This is a genomic window from Streptomyces sp. NPDC048441 (assembly GCF_043200235.1).
In the GTDB taxonomy this organism is placed as follows: Bacteria; Actinomycetota; Actinomycetes; order Streptomycetales; family Streptomycetaceae; genus Streptomyces.
In genome coordinates, this window is the sequence record NZ_JBICXM010000003.1 from 55,099 (window position 1) to 77,888 (window position 22,790).

The window sequence follows — 22,790 nt, forward strand, 5'->3', positions numbered from 1 at the left end:
GAGATTACGTAATTACGTAACTTCAATCAAGTGGCCACGACAAAGCCCCCGCCAGGACCAACAGGTCCGGACGGGGGCTTCGGCAGAAGAACCTCAGGCGAAGAGCCCCGGAAGTGTCGCCTCGTGCGCCTCGCGCACCTCGGCCAGCGTCAGCGTGAACTCACCCTGGAGCTCCACCGCGTCACCGTCGACCACACCGATCCGCGTCGCGGGAAGGCCCCGCGCCCCGCACATGTCGGTGAAGCGCAGCTCCTCGCTCCTCGGCACGGAGACCACCGCGCGGCCCGCCGACTCACTGAACAGGAGGGTGAACGCGTCAAGGCCGTCCGGGACGACCAGGCGCGCGCCCTTCCCGCCACGGAGGCAGGACTCGGCGACGGCCTGCGCGAGGCCACCGTCGGAGAGGTCGTGCGCCGCGTCGATCATGCCGTCGCGCGAACCCGAGATGAGGATCTCGGCGAGCAGCCGCTCACGCTCCAGGTCGACCTTCGGGGGAAGCCCGCCGAGGTGGTCGTGGACGACCTGCGACCAGGCCGAACCGCCGAACTCCTCGGTGGTGTCACCGAGGAGGTAGAGCAGCTGGCCCTCTTCGGCGAAGGCCATCGGCGTGCGGCGCGCGACGTCGTCGATCACACCCAGGACGGAGACGACCGGCGTCGGGTGGATCGCCGCCTCGCCGGTCTGGTTGTAGAGGGAGACATTGCCGCCGGTCACCGGGGTGCCCAGGATTTGGCAGGCGTCGGCGAGGCCACGGGTGGTCTCGGCGAACTGCCACATGACGTCCGTGTCCTCGGGCGAACCGAAGTTCAGGCAGTCCGATACGGCGAGCGGCCGTGCGCCGGTCGCGGCGACGTTGCGGTACGCCTCCGAGAGGGCGAGCTGCGCGCCGGCATACGGGTCGAGCTTCGAATAGCGGCCGTTGCCGTCGTTGGCGAGGGCGACACCGAGGCCGGTCTCCTCGTCGATGCGGACCATGCCGGAGTCCTCGGGCTGCGCGAGCACCGTGTTGCCCTGCACGAAACGGTCGTACTGATCCGTCACCCACGCCTTGGAGGCCTGGTTCGGCGACGCGATGACCGCGAGCACCTGATCACGAAGCTCCTGCGAAGTCGCCGGGCGGGCCAGCTTGTTCGCGTCGTCGGCCTGGAGGGCGTCCTGCCACTTCGGCCGCGCGTAGGGGCGCTCGTAGACCGGGCCGTCGTGGGCGACGGTGCGCGGGTCCAGGTCGACGATCTTCTCGCCGTGCCAGAAGATCTCAAGCCGGTCGCCGTCCGTCACTTCACCGACGACGGTCGCGATGACGTCCCACTTCTCGCAGATCGCGAGGAAGCGCTCGACCTTCTCGGGCTCGACGACCGCGCACATCCGTTCCTGCGACTCACTCATGAGGATTTCCTCGGGAGTGAGCGTGGAGTCACGAAGCGGTACGTCGTCAAGATCGACGCGCATCCCGCCGGAGCCGTTCGACGCCAGCTCGGAGGTCGCGCAGGAGAGTCCGGCCGCGCCCAGGTCCTGGATGCCGACGACCAGCTTCTCGGCGAAGGCCTCCAGGGTGCACTCGATGAGGAGCTTCTCCTGGAAGGGGTCGCCGACCTGGACGGCCGGACGCTTCGACGGCTTCGTGTCGTCGAAGGTCTCCGAGGCCAGGATCGAGGCGCCGCCGATGCCGTCGCCGCCGGTGCGGGCCCCGTAGAGGATGACCTTGTTGCCGGGGCCCGAAGCCTTCGCGAGGTGGATGTCCTCGTGCCGCATGACGCCGATGGAACCGGCGTTGACCAGCGGGTTGCCCTGGTAGCAGGCGTCGAAGACGAGCTCGCCGCCGATGTTCGGCAGGCCGAGGCAGTTTCCGTAGCCGCCGATGCCCGCGACGACTCCGGGGAGCACACGCTTCGTGTCGGGGTGGTCGGCGGCGCCCATCCGCAGCGGGTCGACGACCGCGACCGGGCGCGCGCCCATCGCGATGATGTCGCGGACGATGCCGCCGACACCGGTCGCCGCGCCCTGGTAGGGCTCGACGTACGAGGGGTGGTTGTGCGACTCGACCTTGAAGGTCACGGCATAGCCCTGACCGACGTCCACCACACCGGCGTTCTCGCCGATGCCGACGAGCATCGCGTCGTTGGCGGGGGCCTTCTCGCCGAACTGGCGCAGGTGGACCTTGCTGCTCTTGTACGAGCAGTGCTCGGACCACATGACGGAGTACATGGCGAGCTCGGCGCCGGTGGGACGGCGGCCCAGGATCTCGCGTACGCGGGCGTACTCGTCTTCCTTCAGGCCCAGTTCGGCCCAGGGCAGCTTGACCTCGGGGGTCTCGGCGGCGTGCTTGACGGTGTCCAGAGTCATGCGTTGACCAGCTTCTTCAGGATCGAGGTGAAGAATCCCAGACCGTCGGTGCGGCCGGTCCCGACCAGCGGCTCCACGGCGTGCTCGGGGTGCGGCATCAGACCGACGACGTTGCCCGCCTCGTTCGTGATGCCGGCGATGTCACGGAGCGAGCCGTTGGGGTTGCCGTCCAGATACCGGAAGGCCACCCGCCCTTCGGCCTCCAGCATGTCCAGGGTCCGCTCGTCGGCGGTGTACTGACCGTCGATGTTCTTGAGCGGAATCCGGATCTCCTGGCCCGCCGTGTAGTCGGTGGTCCAGGCGGTCGCGGCGTTCTCCACCCGCAGCTTCTGCTCGCGGCAGATGAAGTGCAGGTGGTTGTTGCGCAGCATCGCGCCCGGCAGCAGGTGCGACTCGGTCAGCACCTGGAAGCCGTTGCAGATACCGAGAACCGGCATCCCGGCCTTCGCCTGCCCGATGACCGACTCCATGACGGGCGAAAACCGTGAAATGGCCCCGGCCCGCAGATAGTCGCCGTACGAGAATCCGCCGGGCAGCACCACGGCGTCGACCTGCTTCAGGTCCTTGTCCCGGTGCCAGAGCGGCACGGCTTCGGCACCGGCGACGCGGACCGCGCGCTGGGTGTCGCGGTCGTCGAGCGTTCCGGGGAAAGTGACGACTCCGATTCGAGCGGTCACTTCTCTTCCTCCACCTTTACGAAGAAGTCTTCGATCACGGTGTTGGCGAGGAAGGTTTCCGCCATCTCGTGGATACGGGCGAGGGCTGCGTCATCGACGGGCCCGTCCACCTCGAGTTCGAAGCGCTTTCCCTGACGTACGTCGGCGATCCCCTTGAATCCGAGGCGCGGCAGTGCACGCTGCACCGCCTGGCCCTGGGGGTCGAGGATCTCCGGCTTGAGCATGACGTCGACTACGACGCGTGCCACTGGCACTCCCGGTGTGTGGTGCTGGCTGAGCGGTCCCTTCAGACTACCCGCACAAAAATTCTACTCGCGTAGATTCGTAGAAACCTACGTGAGCGCGGTCACGTTTCCACCCCTGCCTACGTATCGAACAGGGCACCTTCGCGAAAAATCCAGGAAAAGATCACGCATCGCCATTGCCCTCGGACACGCGGGCGGATTTAGTCGGGCTTCACAATGCAATGCCGGGCACTGTACAAATGAAATGGCATTAGCCGATACTTTGCCCAAAACAGCCGGACAGTCGGCATCACCGCACGTCAACTGCGGTTGAGCCGCACGAAGGGACCGATATTCGTGGCGCAGCGTGTCGTAGTCACTCTCTTTGACGACATCGACGGCGGGGAAGCGGCAGAGACGATCGCCTTCGGTCTTGACGGCAAGTCGTACGAGATCGACCTCAATCAAACCAATGCCAAGAAACTGCGCAAGGCACTCGCCCCGTTCCTCGACGCCGCCCGCAAGCAGTCGAAGTCCGGCAAGGTCTTCCGGCACACGGCGGTGGCCGCGGACCCGGCGGCCGTGCGCGCCTGGGCCCGCTCGCACCAGATGGACGTGCCGCCCCGCGGCCGTATCCCGAAGAAGGTCTACGAGGCCTTCGAGGCGGCCAACTGACTCCGGCCCCGATGCCGCCTCGGCGACCGACTTGACCTGCACCCCCGACGGTCGGCTAGAGTTTGGAACACGCCGAGGGGCAAGGTCGAAAGGCCCGAACCTCACGGAGTCTTGCGGGTGTAGTTCAGTAGTAGAACATCCCCCTTCCAGGGGGAAGGCGCAGTGTGCAATTCCTGTCACCCGCTCCGCATCGCTTACCAGCCACTCTTCGGAGTGCGGTAGGCTGGTGCCCGCGCCGATCAGTGAGAGCTGGTCGGAGGCAATGCGAACGTAGCTCAGTTGGTAGAGCGCAACCTTGCCAAGGTTGAGGTCGCGAGTTCGAACCTCGTCGTTCGCTCCATTGAAGAAGGCCCCGGTCATCACGACCGGGGCTTTTTTCGTGCGCCCAAGGTTCGTGCGCCCAGGGTTCGTGCGCCCAGAGACCGGGGGAACCGGGCCTCCTGACATTTGTCATGCGAGCCGGTGACAGCGCGCACTGCTCCGGCGCCGACGCCCGGGGGACGCTCTTCCTATGACTGACCAAGTGATCGACGTGACCGATCTTCGGCGCGTGTACGGGGGAGGCTTCGAGGCGGTCCGGGGAGTTTCGTTCTCCGTCGGACGGGGTGAGCTGTTCGCGCTGCTCGGGACCAATGGCGCGGGCAAGACCTCCACCGTCGAACTCCTCGAAGGGCTCGCCGCACCCGCCGGGGGGCAGGTGCGGGTGCTCGGGCACGATCCGTACACCGAGCGCGGCGCCGTGCGGCACCGGATCGGCGTGATGTTGCAGGAGGGCGGCTTCCCCTCCGAGCTGACGGTCGCGGAGACCGTCCAGATGTGGGCGGCGTGCACCAGCGGGGCGCGGCCGGCCGCCGAAGCCCTGGAGCTCGTGGGGCTCGGCAAGCGGTCCGGCGTCCGCGTGAAGATGCTGTCCGGCGGTGAGAAGCGGCGGCTCGACCTGGCTACGGCGCTCATCGGACGGCCCGAGGTGCTCTTCCTCGACGAGCCGACGACCGGACTCGACGCCGAAGGGCGCCGCGAGACCTGGGAGTTGGTGCGGGCGCTGCGCGACAACGGCACGACCGTACTGCTCACCACGCACTACCTCGAAGAGGCCGAGAACCTCGCCGACCGGCTCGCGATCCTGCACGAAGGGCGGATCGCGGCCGAGGGCCGGGTGGCCGACGTGGTCGCCGAGCAGCCCTCGCACGTCTCCTTCGAACTGCCCACCGGGTACTTCGTCGGGGACCTGCCGCCGCTCGGCGAGCTCGGGGTGAGCGACCACGAGGTGGTCGGCAGCCGGGTCCGGCTGCGTACGCACGAGTTGCAGAGGGCGGCCACGGGGCTGCTGCTGTGGGCGCGGGACGCGAACGTCGAGCTCGGGAGGCTCGATGTGCGGGCCGCGTCGCTGGAGGAGGCGTTCCTGCGGATCGCGCGGGAGGCCGAGCGTGCCTCGGGTGCCTCCTCGGGTGCCGTCTCGGATGCCGTCTCGGATGCCGCCCGTGTCGCAGCGAAGGAGACGGTGGCATGAGTACGGCGACGATGACGAAAGCCGTAGTGACCACGACTCCCGCGGGGCGGATGCGGGCGCTGGCGCGGGCCGAGCTGACGCTGCTCGGGCGTAGCAAGGGCACGCTGTTCGCGGCGCTCTTCGTGCCGCTCGTGATGCCGTTCAGCCTGCGCCAGGTCGCGGACAGCATGGATCTGAAGGGCAACGGGCTCTCGATCGGGGCCGTCGTGGTGCCCGGGGCCATCGGCATCTCCCTGCTCTTCGCCGTCTACTCGGCGCTCACCACCGTCTTCGCCGCCCGCCGCGAGGAACTGGTGCTCAAGCGGCTGCGCACCGGCGAGCTGCGGGACCCGGAGATCCTTGCCGGGGCCGCGCTGCCGTCCGCCGCCATCGGTCTGACGCAGTGCGTCGTCCTCGCGGTCTGCTGTGCCGCGCTGCTCGACGCGGGGGCGCCGGGCGCGCCTCATCTCGCCGTACTCGGTGTGCTGTTGGGCCTGGTGATGTTCACCGGCCTCGCCGCGGTCACCGCCAGTGTCAGCAAGTCCGTGGAGTCCGCGCAGGTCATGGCCATGCCTCTGACGTTCGCGTCGATGTTCGGCTCGGGACTGTTCATCCCCTTCGAGGTCATGCCCGACAAGCTGGCCTCGGTCTGCGAGCTGCTGCCCCTGAGCCCGGTGATCACGCTGGTGCGCGGCGGCTGGACCGGGGAGCTCTCCGGGACCGAGACCCTGGGCGCCCTCGCCGTCGCGGTCGCCTGGACCGCGCTCTCGGTGTTTGCTGTACGACGGTGGTTCCGCTGGGAACCGCGACGCTAGAGGAGGGGTCAGGCGTGGTCAGGCGAATTCGCGGGCTGCAACGCGGCTGGCATGAGCGGAGCAAGATCGAGAAGGTCGAGTTCCAGAGCGTGGTCATGTGGCACGCCATGCCCTGGCTCTTCTTCGTCAGCTGGGGCTCGGTGCCGCTGATCGCGAACCTGCGGCACGAGCCCCTTCCGCTGATCCTCGGCTGCGCACTGATCGGCGTGGCCGCCTTGCAGTGCGTCCACGTCAACCGCACACTGCGCCGCTCCCTCGACCACTTCCTGAAGCGAGCGGACCCACCGCGCCGCGACCTCGCCGTTTCGCTCGCGCTCATGGTCATGACGCTGGGTCTCGTGCTCGCCATCCAGGCCGTGGGCGGGGTCAAGGAGGAGATGCTCACCCTCACCACGATGTTCACGGTGATGCCCTACGGTCAGTCGCTGGCCTTCTCCGTACCGGTCCGCACCTTCCTGATCCGGTTCGCCGTGATCGACGCCGCGTTCGTGGCCGGGTTCGCCGCGGTCGGCATCCACGACGGACGGCTCATCGGTACGGCCCTGGTGATCGTCTTGGGCGCACTCCTCTCCCTGCTGACCACGCGCTGCGGCGCCTGGACCCTCTCCGTGATGTGGGAGGCCGACCGCGCCCGCGAGGTGGAGGCACGGCTCGCGGTGGCCGAGGAGCGGCTGCGGTTCGGCCGTGACCTGCATGACGTGATGGGCCGCAATCTCGCCGTCATCGCCCTGAAGAGCGAGCTGGCGGTGCAGCTGGCCCGGCGCGGGCGGCCCGAGGCGGTCGACCAGATGGTCGAGGTGCAGCGGATCGCGCGGGAGTCGCAGCGGGAGGTCCGGGAGGTCGTACGCGGATATCGCGAGGTCGATCTGAGGGTCGAGCTGGCCGGTGCGCAGGGCGTCCTGGAGGCGGCGGGGATCGCCTGCCGGGTCACCGGCGTCCCGGCCTCCGAACTGCCGGTCCCTGTGCAGTCGGTTCTGGGGTGGGTCGTCCGGGAGGCGGCCACGAATGTGCTGCGGCACGGGGACGCGGATCGCTGCGACATCGCCCTGGCCGTCACTGAGGAACGTACGACATTGACTGTCGAGAACGACGGGGCGCCCGATGCCCCGCCGGAGAGCAAGGGGTCCGGGCTCGCCGGGCTTCGGGAGCGTCTTGCCGCGGTGGGCGGGACGTTGGACTTCGCTTCCGGCGGTGGGAAGTTCCGGCTGAGCGCGGAGGTTCCGCTGCGCATCGCCGTGCCGGACGCCGGTGCTGGTGCCGGTGCTGGTGCCGGTGCTGGTGCTGGTGCCGATACCGACGCCGTTTCCGGCGACGATGCCGCCCCGCGATCGGACCGGACGGAAGTGGCCCTGTGAGTGTTCGCGTACTGCTCGCCGATGACGAACACCTCATCCGCGGCGCTCTCGCCGCGCTCCTCGCGCTCGAGGACGATCTCGTCGTGGTCGCCGAGGCGGCATCGGGGCCCGAGGCGCTCGCCATGGCGCGGGCCCATCAGCCCGATGTGGCCGTGCTCGACCTGGAGATGCCGGGCGCCGACGGTGTGAGTGTCGCCACATCGCTGCGGGACGAACTGCCGCACTGCCGCACCATGATCGTGACGAGCCATGGCAGACCGGGGCATCTCAAACGGGCGCTCGCGGTGGGGGTGCGGGGCTTCATGCCGAAGACCGTGAGCGCGCAGCGCCTCGCCGAGATCATCCGCACCGTTCACGCTGGTAACCGCTATGTGGACCCGGAGTTGGCCGCCGACGCGATCTCCGCCGGGGACTCGCCGCTGACCGCCCGCGAGGCCGAGGTGCTCGAACTGGCCGCCGACGGCGCGCCCGTCGCGGAGATCGCCGAGCGGGCCGCGCTGTCCCAGGGGACCGTCCGCAACTACCTCTCGTCGGCCGTCACGAAGACCGGGGCGGAGAACCGTCATGCCGCGGTGCGTCTCGCACGCGAGCGGGGTTGGGTATAGTTGGCTTCGCGCTTCGGCGCAGCGCGGACGTAGCTCAGTTGGTAGAGCGCAACCTTGCCAAGGTTGAGGTCGCCAGTTCGAACCTGGTCGTCCGCTCCATAGAAAGAACCCCCGGTGCCTCTCGGCGCCGGGGGTTTCTTCATGTCTGCCGCCACTGGGGCTGCGGGCTGCGGGCTGCGGGCTGCGGGCTGCGGGCTGCGGGCTGCTACCAGACCATGCCCGTCAGACGCTCGTACGCCTCGATGTACTTGGCGCGGGTGGCGTCCACCACGTCCTTGGGGAGCGGCGGCGGGGGCTGCTCGCTCTTGCGGTCCCAGCCGGAGGCCTCCGAAGTCAGCCAGTCGCGGACGAACTGCTTGTCGAACGACGGCTGGGCGCGGCCCGGCTGCCATGAGTCCGCGGGCCAGAAGCGGGACGAGTCCGGGGTCAGGACCTCGTCCGCGATGATCAGCTGCTCGCCGTCGAAGCCGAACTCGAACTTCGTGTCGGCGAGGATGACGCCCCGGTCGCGGGCGATGTCGCGGGCCCTGCCATAGACCGCGAGGGTCGACTGGCGGAGCTGGGCCGCCGTCTCGGCGCCCACCTGGCGCGCCACTTCCTCGTAGCTCACGTTCTCGTCGTGCTCGCCGACCTCCGCCTTGGTGGCGGGCGTGAAGATCGGCGCGGGCAGCTCCGAGCCGTCGCTCAGGCCGTCGGGCAGCGCGAGGCCGCAGACGGTGCGCGAGGCGTTGTACTCGACCAGGCCGGAGCCCGTGAGATAGCCGCGGGCCACGCACTCGACCGGGACCATCGCCAGGGACTTGCAGACCGTGGTGCGGCCCGCCCAGTCGGCGGGGGCGCCGGGCGGCAGGTCGGTGGAGATGACGTGGTTCGGGATGAGGTCGGCGAGCTGGTCGAACCACCACAGGGAGAGCTGCGTGAGGACCCTGCCCTTGTCAGGGATCTCCGTGGGCAGCACCCAGTCGTAGGCGGACATACGGTCGCTCGCGACCATCACGAGGTCGCCCGCCTCGTTCCGGTACAGGTCGCGCACCTTGCCGGTGTGCACGTGCACCAGGCCCGGGACCTCGATCGGCTCGGGCTTTTCTACGAATCCGGACACGGTTCCTCCCCGTGGTTCTGACTGAGTGCTGTTGATTCTCCCGCATGGGGAGACAGCTTTTGGCCAGGGGCCGGCCCGGGTGTCTCGAGAGGGGCGGGGCCGGGATGAGGGCCGGGACGGGGGCCGGGATGGGGGCCTCAGTCCCGCTTGCAGATGCCGTCCAGGAGGTTGGCGGTGGCGCGCTGGACGCGGGTGTCCACATGGCCTGGGCGGTCGAGCGCGGGGGACCAGGCGAAGGTGCCGGACGCGAAGACCAGGGCGCCGGACGGGGCTGTGTAGAGCGACGACTCCTGGTGGCGGGTGGCGCCCTCGCTGTCCTCGTACGGAGAGTGCGCCAGGAGGATGCGGCCCTGGTGCTCCGGGAGCGTGGTGCGCGGGAAATAGCGGTCGGCCTCGCCCGCGACCAGGCCCTCGATCTCGTCCCCTTCGTGCGCGCCGGTCGCCTCCCACAGCCAGTGGTCGGCGTTGCGTACGACGAGGGGGGCGGGCTCCGGGACCCGGCCCGCGTACTGAATGCCGAGGAGCTGCTGCTCCGCCTTGTCCTGTTCCCGCCAGAGGGCCGGCCTGCCGGGGCCGTGGCGTTTGCGGCAGGTCAGCAGGCGGTCCTCGACACCGGACGGGGAAGGGCCCAACTCCACCTGCCAGTACATGGTGTTGGCGGAGAGGAAGACGAGGGAGGTGCCGTGGTCGCGGGCCTGCTCCGTGGTGCGCCGCATGTTCGTCGACCAGTACTCGTCGTGGCCCGGGAAGACCAGGCCTCGGTAGCGGGTCGGATCGATGCGTCCGGCGTGCAGGTCGCGGGTGTCCGCGTACGCGAGGTCGTAGCCGTAACGCTCGGCCCAGCGGATGAAGTCGTAGGCGTGGCCCACATGGAGGGGCAGGCCCGCGCCCGCGTAGGGGCGGTCGAAGGAGACCGTGTGGGCAGCCTCGCTCTCGCCGAGGAGCCGGCCCTTCTCGTCCCAGGCGTGGTAGAGGCTGGCGCCCGTGCGGCCGTCCTCGGGGTAGAGGTTGTACGCCTGCCAGGTGATGTCGGGCAGCAGGAGAAGCAGGTCGGCCCGGTGGTTGTCGCGGACCGTGAACGGGACGTGCGAGCGGTAGCCGCCGACGGTGGTGAGGACCGCCACATACGCCCCGACGCTCCAGTAACTCGGGATCTGCAACCGCCAGGAGAGCCACCAGTGGTGGCAGGAGACCGTGCGGTCGGCGGTGAGCGGGGGCGGCTGGACGATGCCGGAGAGCCGGGGGCTCGTGGTGATGTGGCTCGCGCCGTCTCCGCCGTAGTGCCCGATGCGGTAGATGTCGACGTTGAACTGCTGGGGCGGATCCACCGTCACGTGGAAGTCGATCGCCTCGCCGGGGGCTGCGGCGCCGGTCGAGGCGAAACCCTTGATCTGGCCGTGCACGTCGTCGGCGGTACGCGGGCCGTTCCTCCGGGTGCGGGTGCGGGGCGCGGGGATGTTCTGCGCGCCGGGGGCCGGGGCGTGGTCGACGTACCAGGGCACTACCTGGCCCGTGTCGTCGAAGTAGTGCTCGGCGCCTCGGAGCCAGGGCAGTGGGCCCTGCCCGAAGGGGTCGGTCACGGCGTGCGCCAGCGCGCCCGATTCCCATCTGCGGATCTGCTCCGACCCCATGTGTGTACCCCTCCCTCACTCCCCCTGGCTGCGGTGTCGCCGTCTCCTCCGCCCCGTGTGCGCCCGGTCAGGTGCGTCATACGTCCGGTTCAGGTGCGTCCGGTCGAGCGACCGGCCCCAGCACATCACATTACGCACGCACTCCGTCACCGTTCGTCGCTAATTGACGGGAACGGAACGGGGCCCTCCGGGGGCGGGGTGTGGGGGCGGTGGAGGGCGTGGGGCCCGGCAGGGCTTCAGCTCGACTCGGGCTCGGCTCGGGCTCGGCTCGGGCTCGGCTCAGACCAGCCGTACGGGCTTCTCCGGGCGGACGCCCAGGCGGGCCAGCCAGCCCTTGAGGGGTATGGGGTCGCCGTCCTCGACGAGGCTCAGGACATGCGGCGTGAGGTCCGCCGCGCGCTCGCCGTCGACCAGGAGGGAGGGGCCGTCGAGCCAGTCGAGGCCGGGGGCGGCGCCTGCCGTGTCCACGGCGGCGCAGCAGACGAGGGCCGTGACGTGGTCGGCGAGCAACTCCCGCCCCGTGCGTGGCGGTTGGAGGGGGAACAAGGGCAACATGCCGTCGTCCCAGAGCGCGTCGTCCGGGCCCTGCCCCGTCGGGGCGGGGCGGGGCGGCGCCGCGGCTTCCTCGCGGGCCAGCTCGGCGGTGAGGCCTGCGGCCAGGAGCCCGCCGGGGCCGTCGGTGGACTCTTCGGGGTCTAGGGGGTCTAGGGGGCCTACGGGGTCTGGGAGGCCTTCGGGCTCTACGAAGTCCTCGGGCTCTACGTTGTCGAAGTCGACGGAAAGTGGGCTGTCACTGCCGCTTTCGCTGCCGCTGCCCCTCTGATCGCCCTCCGCCGTGAGGTGGTCCAGTACGCGGCCCAGCGTCGGACCCTTGGAGCCGGGGGGCACAGGCTCGGCATCGGGGCTGATGTCCAAGGAGTCGAGAACCCGGTGCAGGCGGGCGGCGTCCATGCGCCACTTACGGTCGACGACCTCGTCCGGATACTCCTGCCAGGCCACCGGCGCCCAGTCGGGACCCGTCTCGGCGGGGCCGCCGTGGAAGAGGCGGGCGGCGAGCAGCGAAGCCGCCTCGTCCGCGGAACCCGGCTCCTCCAGGAGATCGCAGGCGGGGCGCTCCCCCAGGCGGGACGTGAAGCCCTCGGCCAGGCGGTCCCTGCGGGAGAGCTCCGTGAGGGCGGCGACCACGCCCGCGTCGAGCCGTGACGGCCAGCGGCCCATCCGCCAGGCGGGCAGCGCGACCTTGGTCAGGAGCCGGTCCCACCCGGCATACGCCAGGCCCACCTGCTCCTGAGCGACGATCCGGACTCCATAGTCCACGGCCTGTGCGCGCTCGGCGGCGGCTGCCGCCACTCCGCGCTCCATCTCGCCCGCGTGCCCACGGCAGCTGCGCAGGAGCAGCCGCGTCACCCAGCCGGCGCCGCCGAGAACGATGCGCGCGAGCGGCCCTCGCCCCGGAGCGGACGTGACCGCGACCGCCGCGTCGAGCCCGCGGATGAAGCGCCGGGCCGCGGCTATGTCCGGGTGCGCCGAAGGTCCCGTGCCTGCCACGACCGGGGCGAGGACCGCGCGCAGCTCGCCGACCCGCATCCACCAGAGGAACGGGGAGCCGATGACGAGCACCGGAGCCACGGGGGGCTGGCGGCGGGGGGCGGGGCGGCTGTCCCGTACGCCATTGCCCTCCACAGGCGCCGGGGCCGAGGCCTCCGCGGGCGGGCCGTGCGCCGGATGTGTGCGGTCCTCGAGCCAGCTGTCGCAGTCCGGGGTGAGCGCTATCGCCGACGGGGCGGGCACGTCGAGGCGGTCGGCGAGGTCCCGCACCATTCGATACAGATCGGGGGCCGAGCGCTCGGCGATCGGGACGGTGGGGCTGAGGGCGGGCCTGGCCCGCGCGACGACGAGCGCGATGCCCCCGGCGGCGAGCAGCACGAGGGCGGCGACGGCCGTCACGACGACGCTCACGACGTCCCAACTCCCGTCGGCGATATGGCCCGTGGCGCCGCCCGCGAGCAGCACGACGGCGACGGCCGCTGGCAGCAGTGCGACGGCCAGTGCCCTGCTGCGAACGCGCAACACGGCGAGCGCCTGGGAACGCGCGGACTGCGCACCCACCTCCACACCCGTACCTGACACGACCGATGTCACCCCCTGCTGCCTGCTCCGCCTACTGCCCAGCCGACGGCCGGGACGGAGAGCGGACGGCAGCCGCCGATGGATTTGCTCACTCCCCCACTGTGGCACCCGCCACTGACATCGCAATGCCGGTGGTCTGTTTGGCTCTGGGTGCCCGAACCGCTTTCGCCGCACCCTAGTTGGGGTGCGGGGCATCGTCAGCCGGATGGGCCAGCGGTCACTCGAATGAATGGCCTTGGGCAAAGGTGGATGACGGTCAGGCCCCGGATCCAGTGTCAGATCCGGGGCCTGAGAGTCGTTCGTGAATGGCGCGCAGGTGACGCGCGGGCGACCTTGGTTACGCCTCCGCCGCCTCCGCCGCCGCCTTCGCCGCGATGTCCGTGCGGTGCTGGGAGCCGTCGAGGCGGATGCGGGACAGCGCCGCGTACGCGCGCTCTCGCGCCTCGGTCAGGTCTGTGCCGGTCGCCGTCACGGAGAGCACACGGCCGCCCGCGCTGACCACGGCGTCGCCGTCGTGCTTCGTCCCCGCGTGCAGGACGTACGCGTCGGGGGCATCCTGTGCCGCCACATCGCCGAGTCCTTCGATGGGGTCGCCGGTGCGCGGCGTCTCCGGATAGTTGTGCGAGGCGATGACCACGGTCACTGCGGCCTCGTCGCTCCAGCGCAGCGGGGGGAGGTCGATGAGGGTGCCGTTCGCGGCGGCGAGGAGGACCCCGGCGAGCGGGGTCTTCAGGCGGGCGAGGACGACCTGCGTCTCGGGGTCGCCGAAGCGGGCGTTGAACTCGATGACGCGTACGCCACGGCTTGTGATGGCGAGGCCCGCGTAGAGCAGCCCCGAGAACGGGGTGCCGCGGCGGCGCAGCTCGTCGACGGTGGGCTGGAGCACGCTCGCCATGACCTCGTCGACCAGCTTCGGGTCGGCCCAGGGGAGGGGCGAGTAGGCACCCATGCCCCCCGTGTTCGGCCCTTCGTCCCCGTCAAGGGCGCGCTTGAAGTCCTGGGCGGGCTGGAGCGGGACGACGGTGACGCCGTCCGTGATGGCGAAGAGGGAGACCTCGGGGCCGTCGAGGAACTCCTCGATGACGACGCGGTCGCAGGCGAGGGCGTGGGCGCGGGCGGCCTCGACGTCATCGGTCACGACGACGCCCTTGCCGGCCGCGAGGCCGTCGTCCTTGACGACGTACGGCGCACCGAAGGCGTCGAGCGCCGTGTCGATCTCCTCGGCGGTCGTACAGACGTAGGAGCGCGCGGTGGGGACCTGGGCGCCGGCCATCACGTCCTTGGCGAAGGCCTTGGAACCCTCCAGCTGCGCGGCCTCCTCGGAGGGCCCGAAGCAGGGGATGCCCGCGTCGCGTACGGCGTCGGCGACTCCGGCGACCAGGGGCGCCTCAGGGCCCACGATCACAAGACCGGCGCCGAGCCGGGTGGCAAGGGCGGCCACAGCGCCGCCGTCGAGGGCGTCGACCGGGTACAGCTCGGCCACGTCCGCGATGCCGGCGTTGCCGGGAGCGCAGTACAGGGCGGAGACGACGGGGTCGAGGGACAGAGAGCGGCACAGGGCGTGTTCGCGGGCACCACTGCCGATGACGAGGACCTTCACAGTCGCCAGCCTAGCGGGGGCCGCACCTTGCCTTTGTACGGGAGCCCCAGGTGGGGCGGCTCCAGGGGTTGTACGTTCCTCCAGAACCGGCCTCGAGAGGCGGGGCGCGCGGGGGGTGCGGTGCGGTGGGGGCCGGGTCATTGCCTGCGGGCCGCCGTCACCGGGCCCAACCGCTGCGCGGTGAACTTTGCCTGCGGGCCGTCGCCACCCTGTCCCGCCGCTGCGCGACGGATCTCTCCGCCCACCCGCCCGATTGCCCGGCAGTGCAAGGGGATCGGGCGGGAGAGACCTACCGCGGGGCGGGGTGATCTGGCGGGCGGGCGGGTTGATCCGCCGCGCAGCGGCGGGACAGGAGCCGCCGGGCGCCCCCGCCAGGCCCCTCACGGCTCGTTCGTGTACTCCTCGACGATCGTGGCGCCCAGTTCGCGGACGATCAGGTCGTGGCCGGACAGGGCCGACTCGACCAGGTCGGGGTCGTCGTCCGCCGCGGTGTCGTCCTCCGGGGAGACATGGTCCCGGGGGCGGCGCTCCGGGGCCGGAGCGGGAGTCGGGGTCGGTGCGGGGGCCTGGGCCGGGGCCGGGGTCGCGGCGGGCGGCGGGGACGGCTGCTGCGGGGCCGGGCGTGCGGGCGGCGCGCCACCGCCTCCGAAGTTGCCCGCCGCGGGCGGCGGTGCCGAGCCCCCCGAGGGGTCGACGATCGCCTCGACCTTCCACTGCACCCCGAACTGCTCGGACAGCGCCTGCCGCAGCACGTCCTCGCTGCCGCTGCTCGCGAAGTTGTCCCGCGCCCCCGCGTTGACGAAGCCGATCTGCAGTGTCGTCCCGTCGAAGCCCGCCACCTGGGCGTTCTGGCTCAGCAGGATCCAGGTGAAGCGGCGGCGGCCCTTCACCGCGTCGAGGATGTTCGGCCACAGAGAACGCGGGTCGGGCCCGCCTCCGGAGGCGGCAGCCGGGGCTGGGGCGGCCGAGGGGGCGGGTGCCGCCGGAGCGGGCTGCGAAGGCTGCGAGGGCTGCTGCGGCGCCGGGGTGCCGCCGCCCGCGGAGGCTGCCGTGGGCCAGCCGCCCGGACGGGGAGCTTCCGGTGCGGGGGGAGCAGCCGGAGCCGCCTGAGTCGCCTGAGTCGCCTGAGTCGCGGACGCCGCGGACGCCGCGGACGCCGCGGGCTCAGCCTGTGCCGGTCCGCTTCCCGCTCCCGGTGCCGAAGCCGTCGGCCAACCCCCAGGGCGACGCTCACCGGACGGCGCCGCCGCCTCAGGAGCAGCAGCCGGTGACGCCGGAGGCGACTGCGGGGCCGGAGCCGGAGCCGCCTCCCCCCGCGCAGCGGCCCGCGCCGCCGCGGCCCCGCCCCCCGGCGGAACCGGCGAAACCTGCGGCTCAGCGGGACCCGGCGGCATGGCGCCGCCCTGCTGCTGCACCCCCGCATGAGCCTCGGGCCCGGGAACGTACCCCATGGCGGGACCAGGCCCCCCGCCCTGTCCCCCACCCTGCGGCCCCGCCATGAAGTGGCCGCCACGCTCAAGGCGGTCAAGGCGGGCCATGAGCGAGCGCTCGTCGTCGTACGCCGCCGGAAGCAGCACGCGCGCGCAGATCAGCTCGAGCTGCAGACGGGGCGACGTCGCCCCCCGCATCTCCGTGAGCCCCTCGTTGACGAGGTCGGCGGCGCGGCTCAGCTCGGCGCCTCCGAAGACACCGGCCTGCGCCTGCATCCGCTCGACGACGTCGGACGGGGCGTCGATGAGCCCCTTCTCCGCCGCGTCCGGAACCGCCGCGAGGATCACCAGGTCCCGCAGCCGCTCCAGAAGGTCGGCGACAAAACGACGCGGGTCGTTGCCGCCCTCGATGACGCTGTCGACGACTTCGAAGGCGGCTGCCCCGTCCCCCGAGGCGAAGGCCTCCACCACGGAGTCGAGCAACGACCCGTCCGTATACCCGAGGAGGGACGTCGCCATCGCATACGTGACGCCGTCCTCCTTCGCGCTGGCGAGGAGCTGGTCCATGACGGACATCGAGTCACGCACGGACCCGGCCCCGGCCCGCACCACCAGCGGGAAGACGCCTTCCTCGACGGCCATCTGCTCACGGCCGCACACCTCGGCCAGATACTCCCGGAGCGTCCCGGGCGGCACGAGCCGGAAGGGATAGTGGTGCGTACGCGACCGGATCGTCCCGATGACCTTCTCGGGCTCCGTCGTCGCGAAGATGAACTTGAGGTGCTCCGGCGGCTCCTCGACGACCTTCAGGAGGGCGTTGAAGCCGGCCGACGTGACCATGTGGGCCTCGTCGATGATGTAGATCTTGTAGCGGCTGCTCGCCGGGCCGAAGAAGGCCTTCTCGCGCAGGTCACGGGCGTCGTCCACGCCTCCGTGCGAAGCGGCGTCGATCTCGATGACGTCGATCGAACCCGGTCCGTTCCTCGCCAGGTCGACGCAGGACTGGCACTCGCCGCAGGGCGTCGGAGTAGGACCTTGCTCACAGTTGAGGCAGCGGGCCAGGATGCGCGCGCTCGTCGTCTTGCCGCAGCCGCGCGGGCCACTGAACAGGTAGGCATGGTTGACCCGGTTGTTGCGCAGCGCTTGCTGCAGCGGGTCGGTTACATGCTCCTGCCCGATGACCTCGGCGAAAGACTCCGGGCGATAACGGCGGTACAACGCGAGAGACGACACGCATACGAGGTTATAGGCGCCCACTGACAACCTGGCCCCCCGGGAACGCAAAGCGCCCCCCACGCACCCGCCAGAGCCAACCTACCCTTGCTGCCTTCCGGCCCTGGGGGAGTTCAGTCAGATAGCGCCACGTGAGGGGCTGGACCCCACCCTAGCCGATCCCCGGGGCCGGAAGCGACGCCGGTACCGACCGGAGAACGACCTGCGAACGATCTCGGGAACGACCTGGGGAACGATCTCGGACCCGACAGCGGATCGTGTTCGCGAGCACTCCCCAACGTCTTGTATTGTTTGCGGCGGAGGATTCGCCTAGTGGCCTAGGGCGCACGCTTGGAAAGCGTGTTGGGGGCAACTCCTCAGGGGTTCGAATCCCCTATCCTCCGCCAGTGCCTCACCGGGCACGATGTCGAAGGGCCCCACCGTTCGCGGTGGGGCCCTTCTTCGTTCGTGCTCTCAGTCGTGGTCTCGGCAGCCCTGACCTCACGCTTCTCTGGCCGGACGGCTGCCCCTGTCCGCGTCGACGGATCGTAAACAGGGAACAGGGAACACCGAACTACTCGATCGCCGGCTCCTACCAGTACCGGGACCGGAATCACGTATAGGGCTCGCCCGGCGGACAGGGGTGTAGAACGGATTATGTGATCAGGCGTTTCGGCCGACTACAGGGCGTGTCGGTTCGGTCGCTGCTTCCCAAACGCCCCAGAAGTGTCGCCGGGCAGGTCTTCATCCTCCAGGTGGCAGTCGTCGTCCTGCTCGTCGTCGGCGCGATCCTGGCGCTCGCGCTGCAGACCCGGCGCGATCTCGACAACGAGGCCAGGAACCGCTCGGTCGCGGTCGCGGAGTCGTTCGCCCATTCACCGGGGCTCATCGCGGCCATGAATTCACCCGATCCCTCCAAGGTGCTCCAGCCGATCACCGAGGAGACCCGCAGGGCGGCGCGCGTGGACTTCATCGTGGTGATGGACACCGAGGGCATCCGCTATACGCATCCGCTGCCGGAGCGGATCGGGAAGCGTTTCGTGGGCACCATCGAACCGTCCCTGGCGGGCAAGGTCCTCGTCGAGAACGTGCAGGGGCCCCTGGGCCGCGAGGTGCAGGCGGTGGTGCCGGTGACCGCACCGGGCGGCAGGGTGGTGGGCCTGGTCTCGGCCGGTCTCAAGGTCCGCAATGTGAGCAGCGAGACCAACCACCAGCTGATCGTCATCCTGGGCACGGGCGCGGTGGGCCTCGCGGTGGCCACCGGCGGCACCGCGCTGGCCACCAGCCGCCTGAGGCGCCAGACCCACGGGCTCGGCCCGGCGGAGATGACCCGCATGTACGAACACCACGACGCGGTCCTGCATGCCGTGCGGGAAGGCGTCGTCATCGTCGCGGGCGACGGGACGGTGCTGCTCGCCAACGACGAGGCCCGGCGGCTGCTGGGACTGGCCCCCGACTCCGAGGGCCGCCCGGCCGCGGAGCTGGAAGGAATCGATCCCGCCACAGCCGAGCTGCTGGCGTCCGGCCGGGAGGCCACCGACGAGGTCCATGCGACGGGGGACCGGCTGCTGGTGGTGAACCAGCGGCCCACCGACGGCCCCGGGGGCCCGATGGGGACTGTCGCGACCATCCGCGACTCCACGGAGCTGCGGGCGCTCACGGGCCGGGCCGAGGTGGCGCGGGAACGGCTGCGGCTGCTGTACGACGCGGGGGTCGGCATCGGTACCACGCTCGACGTCAGACGCACGGCCGAGGAACTGGCCGAGGTCGCGGTGCCCGCCTTCGCCGACTTCGTGACCGTCGACCTGCCCGACTCGGTGCTTGGCGGGGAGGAGCCCAACCCCACGAGCCCGGAGATGCGCCGGACCGCCGTCAGCGGTATCCGCGACGACCACCCGCTGTACGAGTGCGGCCGGCTGATCGAGTTCCTTCCGTCGACCCCGCAGGCCCGCGGGTTCGGCAGCGGGCACGCCGAGCTGGTGCCGGACCTGTCGCGGGCGCCGGGCTGGCAGGCGCAGGACCCGGAGCGTACGGAAGAGATCATCGGCTACGGCATCCACTCGCTCATCACCGTCCCCCTCCAGGCCCGCGGTGCCGTGCTGGGGGTGGCCAACTTCTGGCGCTCGGAGAAACCCGGGCCCTTCGACGAGGACGACCTCTCCCTGGCCGAGGAACTGGTCGCCCGCGCCGCGGTGTCCGTGGACAACGCCCGCCGCTACACCCGCGAGCACGCCCTGGCCGTGACGCTCCAGCGCAGCCTGCTGCCGCGGGCACTGCCCCGGCACAGCGCCGTCGAGGTGGCACACCGCTACCTGCCCGCGCAGTCCGGGGTGGGCGGCGACTGGTTCGACGTGATCCCGCTGCCGGGCAGCCGCGTGGCCCTGGTCGTCGGCGACGTCGTCGGCCACGGCCTGCACGCGGCGGCGACGATGGGGCGCCTGCGCACCGCGGTGCACAACTTCTCCACGCTGGACCAGCCGCCCGACGAACTCCTCAGCCACCTCGACGACCTGGTGAGTCGTATCGACCAGGACGAGGCGGGTGCCGCAGGCGGGCTTGAGGGCTCGGCGATGACCGGGGCCACCTGCTTGTACGCGGTCTACGACCCGGTCACCCGCCGCTGCTGCTTCGCCCGCGCCGGGCATCTCCCGCCCGCCGTGGTCCGCCCCGACGGGAGCGTCGAGTTCCCCGACATCCCGGCCGGACCGCCGCTCGGGCTCGGCATCATGCCGTTCGAGACCATGGAACTGGACATCGAGGAGGGCAGCCGGCTCGTCTTCTACACCGACGGGCTGATCGAGGACCGCACCCGGGACATCGACGTCAGCATGGAACTGCTGCGCCAGGCGCTCTCCCGTACCGACCGCACACCGGAGCAGACCTGCCAGGACGTGCTCGGCGCGCTGCTACCCGCCCGCGCGAAGGACGACGTGGCGCTGCTGGTCGCCCGTACCCAGGCCCTGGGACCCGACCGGGTCGCGGAATGGGACGTGCCGCCCGCCCCCAGCGCCGTCGCCGGGATGCGGGCCGCGGCTGCCGCGAAGCTCAGGGAATGGGGTCTTGCGGATCTGGAGTTCGGTACGGAACTGATCCTGAGCGAGCTGCTCACCAACGCGATCCGCTACGGCTCCCCGCCGATCAAGGTACGGCTGCTGCACGACCAGGGCCTGACCTGCGAAGTGACCGACGGCAGCAGCACATCGCCCCATCTGCGGTACGCGGCCACGACGGACGAAGGAGGCCGCGGGCTGTTCCTGGTCGCCCGGACCTCCGAGCGCTGGGGCACTCGCTACACCGCCGAAGGAAAGATCATCTGGGCGGAGCAGCTCCTGACCGGCGAAGGGGCCACGCCACCGGACCTGGACGGCGAAGCGCTGCTCGACCTCTTCCCCGACGACGAACTCCTCTGACGTCCCCGCCTGACGCCACCGCCGGGGCCCTGCGCCCGGTGCCGCCGGGGCGCCCCGCCCGGGCCGGGCATCAAGGTGCTGGGCATGGACACCCGCCCGGCACCGAAAGACGCCGCCGAACCCGTGCGCGAGGCCAGGGCTGCCTTTGCCTCCGCCGACCCGTAGCGCTGCGCTCGGAGCCGGCGTCAGCACCCCGGAGCAGGACGCGGTATCGGCGGCCGCATGCACCCTGATGACGGCCTGTCGGTTGGCCCGCTCACCCAACGCGCCGCAGTGCTGCCGGGCCACACCCGCCGAGCCCCGTCCGCTGTGCTCTCCATCGCGTTCTTCGCGTGGTCTCAGTTCTGGTCTCGTTCAGCTGCGTACGGCACTGTTCAGGAGCCACGGCCACCCCGCTTGCACCACAGGTCAGAACGTCCCCGCACGCCGCCGACCCCCAAGACGAAGACTCGGAAAGCGTGTTGGGGGCAACCCCTCACGAGTTCGAATCTCGTATCCTCCGCCAGTGCCTCACCGGGCACTAAGTTGATGGGCCCCACCGTTCGCGGTGGGGCCCTTCGACGTTCTCCGTCTCAATTCTCGTCCCAGTTGGGTTCTGGGGCTGCCGCTGACCCGCTCCTGAAGAGCTCACTGCGCGGGCGCGATGTTCTGGTTGGCGTGGAAGAGGTTGGCCGGGTCGTACGCGTCCTTGATGCGTGCGAGCCGGGCGTAGTGGTCGCGATAAGTGGCCTTCACGCGGTTGTCGCCCTCGCCCTCGCCGATGAAGTTCACGTAGGCGCCGCCCATGGAGTGCGGGTGCAGCTCTTTCCAGTAGTCGACGCACCACTGTCTGATCGTCGCGGCGTTCGCCGGGTCCGGGTCGACGCCGCCGATGATGCCCGACCAGACCGCGTCGCGGTATCCCCACGCCGTGTCCTCCTGGTCGACCCGGGCGGCGGCCCCGTCCACGGGATAGAGGTGCATCGTCGACAAGTCGGTGGGGAGGTTCTCGGCATACTTGGCGTGCACGTCGATGGCGTCGTCGGTGATCCGGTCGAAGAAGTCGCCGCGCCAGTACCACTGGAGGCCGGTGGGGATCAGCTCGTCGAACATGCTCTGTAGCGCCGGGTAGGGCATCGGTGCGGTGAAGTGGAAGGCCGGCGGGCCCGGTTCGTTCACCGCGGCCAGGGCCTTGTCGGCGTCGTCCGGGTCGCCCGTCCAGCACCACACGACACCACACATCTTCTGGCCGTGTATCTCCTCCGGGAACGGCGGGCCCGGCGGGACGGTGAGTGCGGCGAAGAAGCCGTTCAGGTCCTCGGGCGCCTGCGGAAGGAACTCGCGGTACCAGCGCAGCACGTCGCGGGTCAGGTCGATCGGCCACACGGTGGCCCCGGCGACCACGTCGCCCACCGGGTGCAGCCGGAAGCGGAACGAGGTGACGATGCCGAAGTTCCCGCCGCCTCCCCGCAGGGCCCAGAACAGGTCCGGGTGCTGGGACTCGCTCGCGACGACGAAGCTGCCGTCGGCGAGCACGACGTCCGCCGCGACGAGGTTGTCGATCGTCAGGCCGTACTTGCGGGTGAGGTGGCCGTGGCCGCCACCGAGGGTGAGGCCCCCGACGCCCGTCGTCGACATGATTCCGGCGGGGGTGGCCAGGCCGAAGGCGTGGGCCGCGTGGTCCAGGTCGCCGAGCTGGCTGCCGCCGCCGACCCGGGCCGTCCTCGCCACGGGGTCGACTCGTGCCCAGCGCATGGGCGACAGATCGATGGTGACGCCGCCGTCGACCTCGCAGAGCCCGGCGCCGCTGTGGCCGCCGCCCCGGACGGCGAGTTCCAGACCCCGGTCGCGGACGAAGTCGACGGCGGCCATAACGTCCCCCGCGTCCGAGCACCGCACGATAGCGGCCGGGCGCCTGTCGATCATGGCGTTGTAGATCTTGCGGGCGGGGTCGTACTCGCTGTCCTGCGGGCCGATGACCGGACCGCGGAGCGCGGTTCTCATGTCTTCGAGGGTGGTGCCGTCCATGACGGAACTCCTTACCGAGACGCGTACCGCTTCTCCCACCCGGCCTTTGCCCTGTCGGGCCGTCGGTGAGCGGTTGTGCGCCGGC

The 22,790-nt window shown here is 70.8% G+C and carries 15 protein-coding genes, 4 tRNA genes and 1 other RNA gene; 10 read left to right on the forward strand and 10 right to left on the reverse strand.

The window, feature by feature from the left end; genetic code table 11:
- Positions 1 to 93: 93 nt before the first annotated feature.
- From purL to purS, 3 genes are read right to left on the reverse strand one after another with little or no spacing between them, the layout of a single operon-like run.
- Positions 94 to 2,343, reverse strand: a complete 2,250-nt coding sequence (purL, locus tag ACGFSB_RS08170) for a phosphoribosylformylglycinamidine synthase subunit PurL (protein ID WP_393395951.1) — start codon at positions 2,341 to 2,343, stop codon at positions 94 to 96.
- Positions 2,340 to 3,020: a phosphoribosylformylglycinamidine synthase subunit PurQ gene (gene purQ / locus ACGFSB_RS08175; RefSeq protein ID WP_393395954.1), complete on the reverse strand. Its 681-nt coding sequence runs from the start codon at positions 3,018 to 3,020 to the stop codon at positions 2,340 to 2,342. The genes purL and purQ overlap by 4 nt, the downstream gene beginning before the upstream one ends.
- Positions 3,017 to 3,268: a phosphoribosylformylglycinamidine synthase subunit PurS gene (purS, locus tag ACGFSB_RS08180; protein WP_135332092.1), complete on the reverse strand. Its 252-nt coding sequence runs from the start codon at positions 3,266 to 3,268 to the stop codon at positions 3,017 to 3,019. The genes purQ and purS overlap by 4 nt, the downstream gene beginning before the upstream one ends.
- Positions 3,269 to 3,601: 333 nt before the next feature.
- Between purS and ACGFSB_RS08185 the strand changes: the two genes are divergently transcribed.
- From ACGFSB_RS08185 to ACGFSB_RS08220, 8 genes are all read left to right on the forward strand, one after another.
- Positions 3,602 to 3,919, forward strand: coding sequence for an Lsr2 family protein (locus tag ACGFSB_RS08185; protein WP_393395957.1), 318 nt, complete (start codon positions 3,602 to 3,604; stop codon positions 3,917 to 3,919).
- A 113-nt stretch (positions 3,920 to 4,032) separates the two neighbouring features.
- Positions 4,033 to 4,104 (forward strand) — tRNA-Gly (locus ACGFSB_RS08190).
- A 79-nt stretch (positions 4,105 to 4,183) separates the two neighbouring features.
- Positions 4,184 to 4,259 (forward strand) — tRNA-Gly (locus ACGFSB_RS08195).
- Between the two features lie 171 nt (positions 4,260 to 4,430).
- Positions 4,431 to 5,429, forward strand: a complete 999-nt coding sequence (locus tag ACGFSB_RS08200) for an ABC transporter ATP-binding protein (RefSeq protein WP_393395959.1) — start codon at positions 4,431 to 4,433, stop codon at positions 5,427 to 5,429.
- Positions 5,426 to 6,223 (forward strand): ABC transporter permease, encoded by a 798-nt coding sequence (locus tag ACGFSB_RS08205; RefSeq protein ID WP_393395962.1) that lies wholly within the window; start codon positions 5,426 to 5,428, stop codon positions 6,221 to 6,223. Before ACGFSB_RS08200 ends, ACGFSB_RS08205 begins: the two co-directional genes overlap by 4 nt.
- A gap of 14 nt (positions 6,224 to 6,237) precedes the next feature.
- Positions 6,238 to 7,578, forward strand: coding sequence for a sensor histidine kinase (locus tag ACGFSB_RS08210; RefSeq protein ID WP_393395965.1), 1,341 nt, complete (start codon positions 6,238 to 6,240; stop codon positions 7,576 to 7,578).
- A complete protein-coding gene (locus ACGFSB_RS08215) occupies positions 7,575 to 8,183 on the forward strand; it encodes a response regulator (RefSeq protein ID WP_393395968.1) in 609 nt (202 codons plus the stop codon). The genes ACGFSB_RS08210 and ACGFSB_RS08215 overlap by 4 nt, the downstream gene beginning before the upstream one ends.
- Positions 8,184 to 8,206: 23 nt before the next feature.
- Positions 8,207 to 8,282: transfer RNA gene (locus tag ACGFSB_RS08220), tRNA-Gly, on the forward strand.
- Between the two features lie 106 nt (positions 8,283 to 8,388).
- On the opposite strand, the gene ACGFSB_RS08225 is transcribed toward ACGFSB_RS08220, so the two are convergent.
- The 6 genes from ACGFSB_RS08225 to ffs all read right to left on the reverse strand — a co-directional run bounded on the left by ACGFSB_RS08225 (position 8,389) and on the right by ffs (position 17,453).
- Positions 8,389 to 9,285 carry a phosphoribosylaminoimidazolesuccinocarboxamide synthase gene (locus tag ACGFSB_RS08225; protein ID WP_393395970.1) on the reverse strand — a complete coding sequence of 299 codons (897 nt, stop codon included), beginning with the start codon at positions 9,283 to 9,285 and terminating at the stop codon, positions 8,389 to 8,391.
- Positions 9,286 to 9,422: 137 nt separating this feature from the next.
- Positions 9,423 to 10,916, reverse strand: a complete 1,494-nt coding sequence (locus tag ACGFSB_RS08230; protein ID WP_393395973.1) for a N,N-dimethylformamidase beta subunit family domain-containing protein — start codon at positions 10,914 to 10,916, stop codon at positions 9,423 to 9,425.
- A gap of 279 nt (positions 10,917 to 11,195) precedes the next feature.
- Positions 11,196 to 13,046: a hypothetical protein gene (locus ACGFSB_RS08235; protein ID WP_393395975.1), complete on the reverse strand. Its 1,851-nt coding sequence runs from the start codon at positions 13,044 to 13,046 to the stop codon at positions 11,196 to 11,198.
- Between the two features lie 337 nt (positions 13,047 to 13,383).
- Positions 13,384 to 14,646 (reverse strand): phosphoribosylamine--glycine ligase, encoded by a 1,263-nt coding sequence (purD, locus tag ACGFSB_RS08240; protein ID WP_393395978.1) that lies wholly within the window; start codon positions 14,644 to 14,646, stop codon positions 13,384 to 13,386.
- A 380-nt stretch (positions 14,647 to 15,026) separates the two neighbouring features.
- On the reverse strand, positions 15,027 to 17,309 hold the full coding sequence (locus ACGFSB_RS08245) for a DNA polymerase III subunit gamma and tau (RefSeq protein ID WP_393395981.1): 2,283 nt from the start codon (positions 17,307 to 17,309) through the stop codon (positions 15,027 to 15,029).
- Between the two features lie 45 nt (positions 17,310 to 17,354).
- An RNA gene (gene ffs / locus ACGFSB_RS08250) (signal recognition particle sRNA small type) lies at positions 17,355 to 17,453 on the reverse strand.
- A gap of 154 nt (positions 17,454 to 17,607) precedes the next feature.
- Between ffs and ACGFSB_RS08255 the strand changes: the two genes are divergently transcribed.
- Together ACGFSB_RS08255 and ACGFSB_RS08260 are read left to right on the forward strand one after the other, a co-directional pair.
- Positions 17,608 to 17,695: transfer RNA gene (locus tag ACGFSB_RS08255), tRNA-Ser, on the forward strand.
- A 282-nt stretch (positions 17,696 to 17,977) separates the two neighbouring features.
- Positions 17,978 to 20,698: a SpoIIE family protein phosphatase gene (locus ACGFSB_RS08260; protein ID WP_393395983.1), complete on the forward strand. Its 2,721-nt coding sequence runs from the start codon at positions 17,978 to 17,980 to the stop codon at positions 20,696 to 20,698.
- Between the two features lie 627 nt (positions 20,699 to 21,325).
- Here ACGFSB_RS08260 and ACGFSB_RS08265 read toward each other — a convergent pair.
- Positions 21,326 to 22,705 carry an FAD-binding oxidoreductase gene (locus ACGFSB_RS08265; RefSeq protein ID WP_393395984.1) on the reverse strand — a complete coding sequence of 460 codons (1,380 nt, stop codon included), beginning with the start codon at positions 22,703 to 22,705 and terminating at the stop codon, positions 21,326 to 21,328.
- Positions 22,706 to 22,790: the final 85 nt, after the last annotated feature.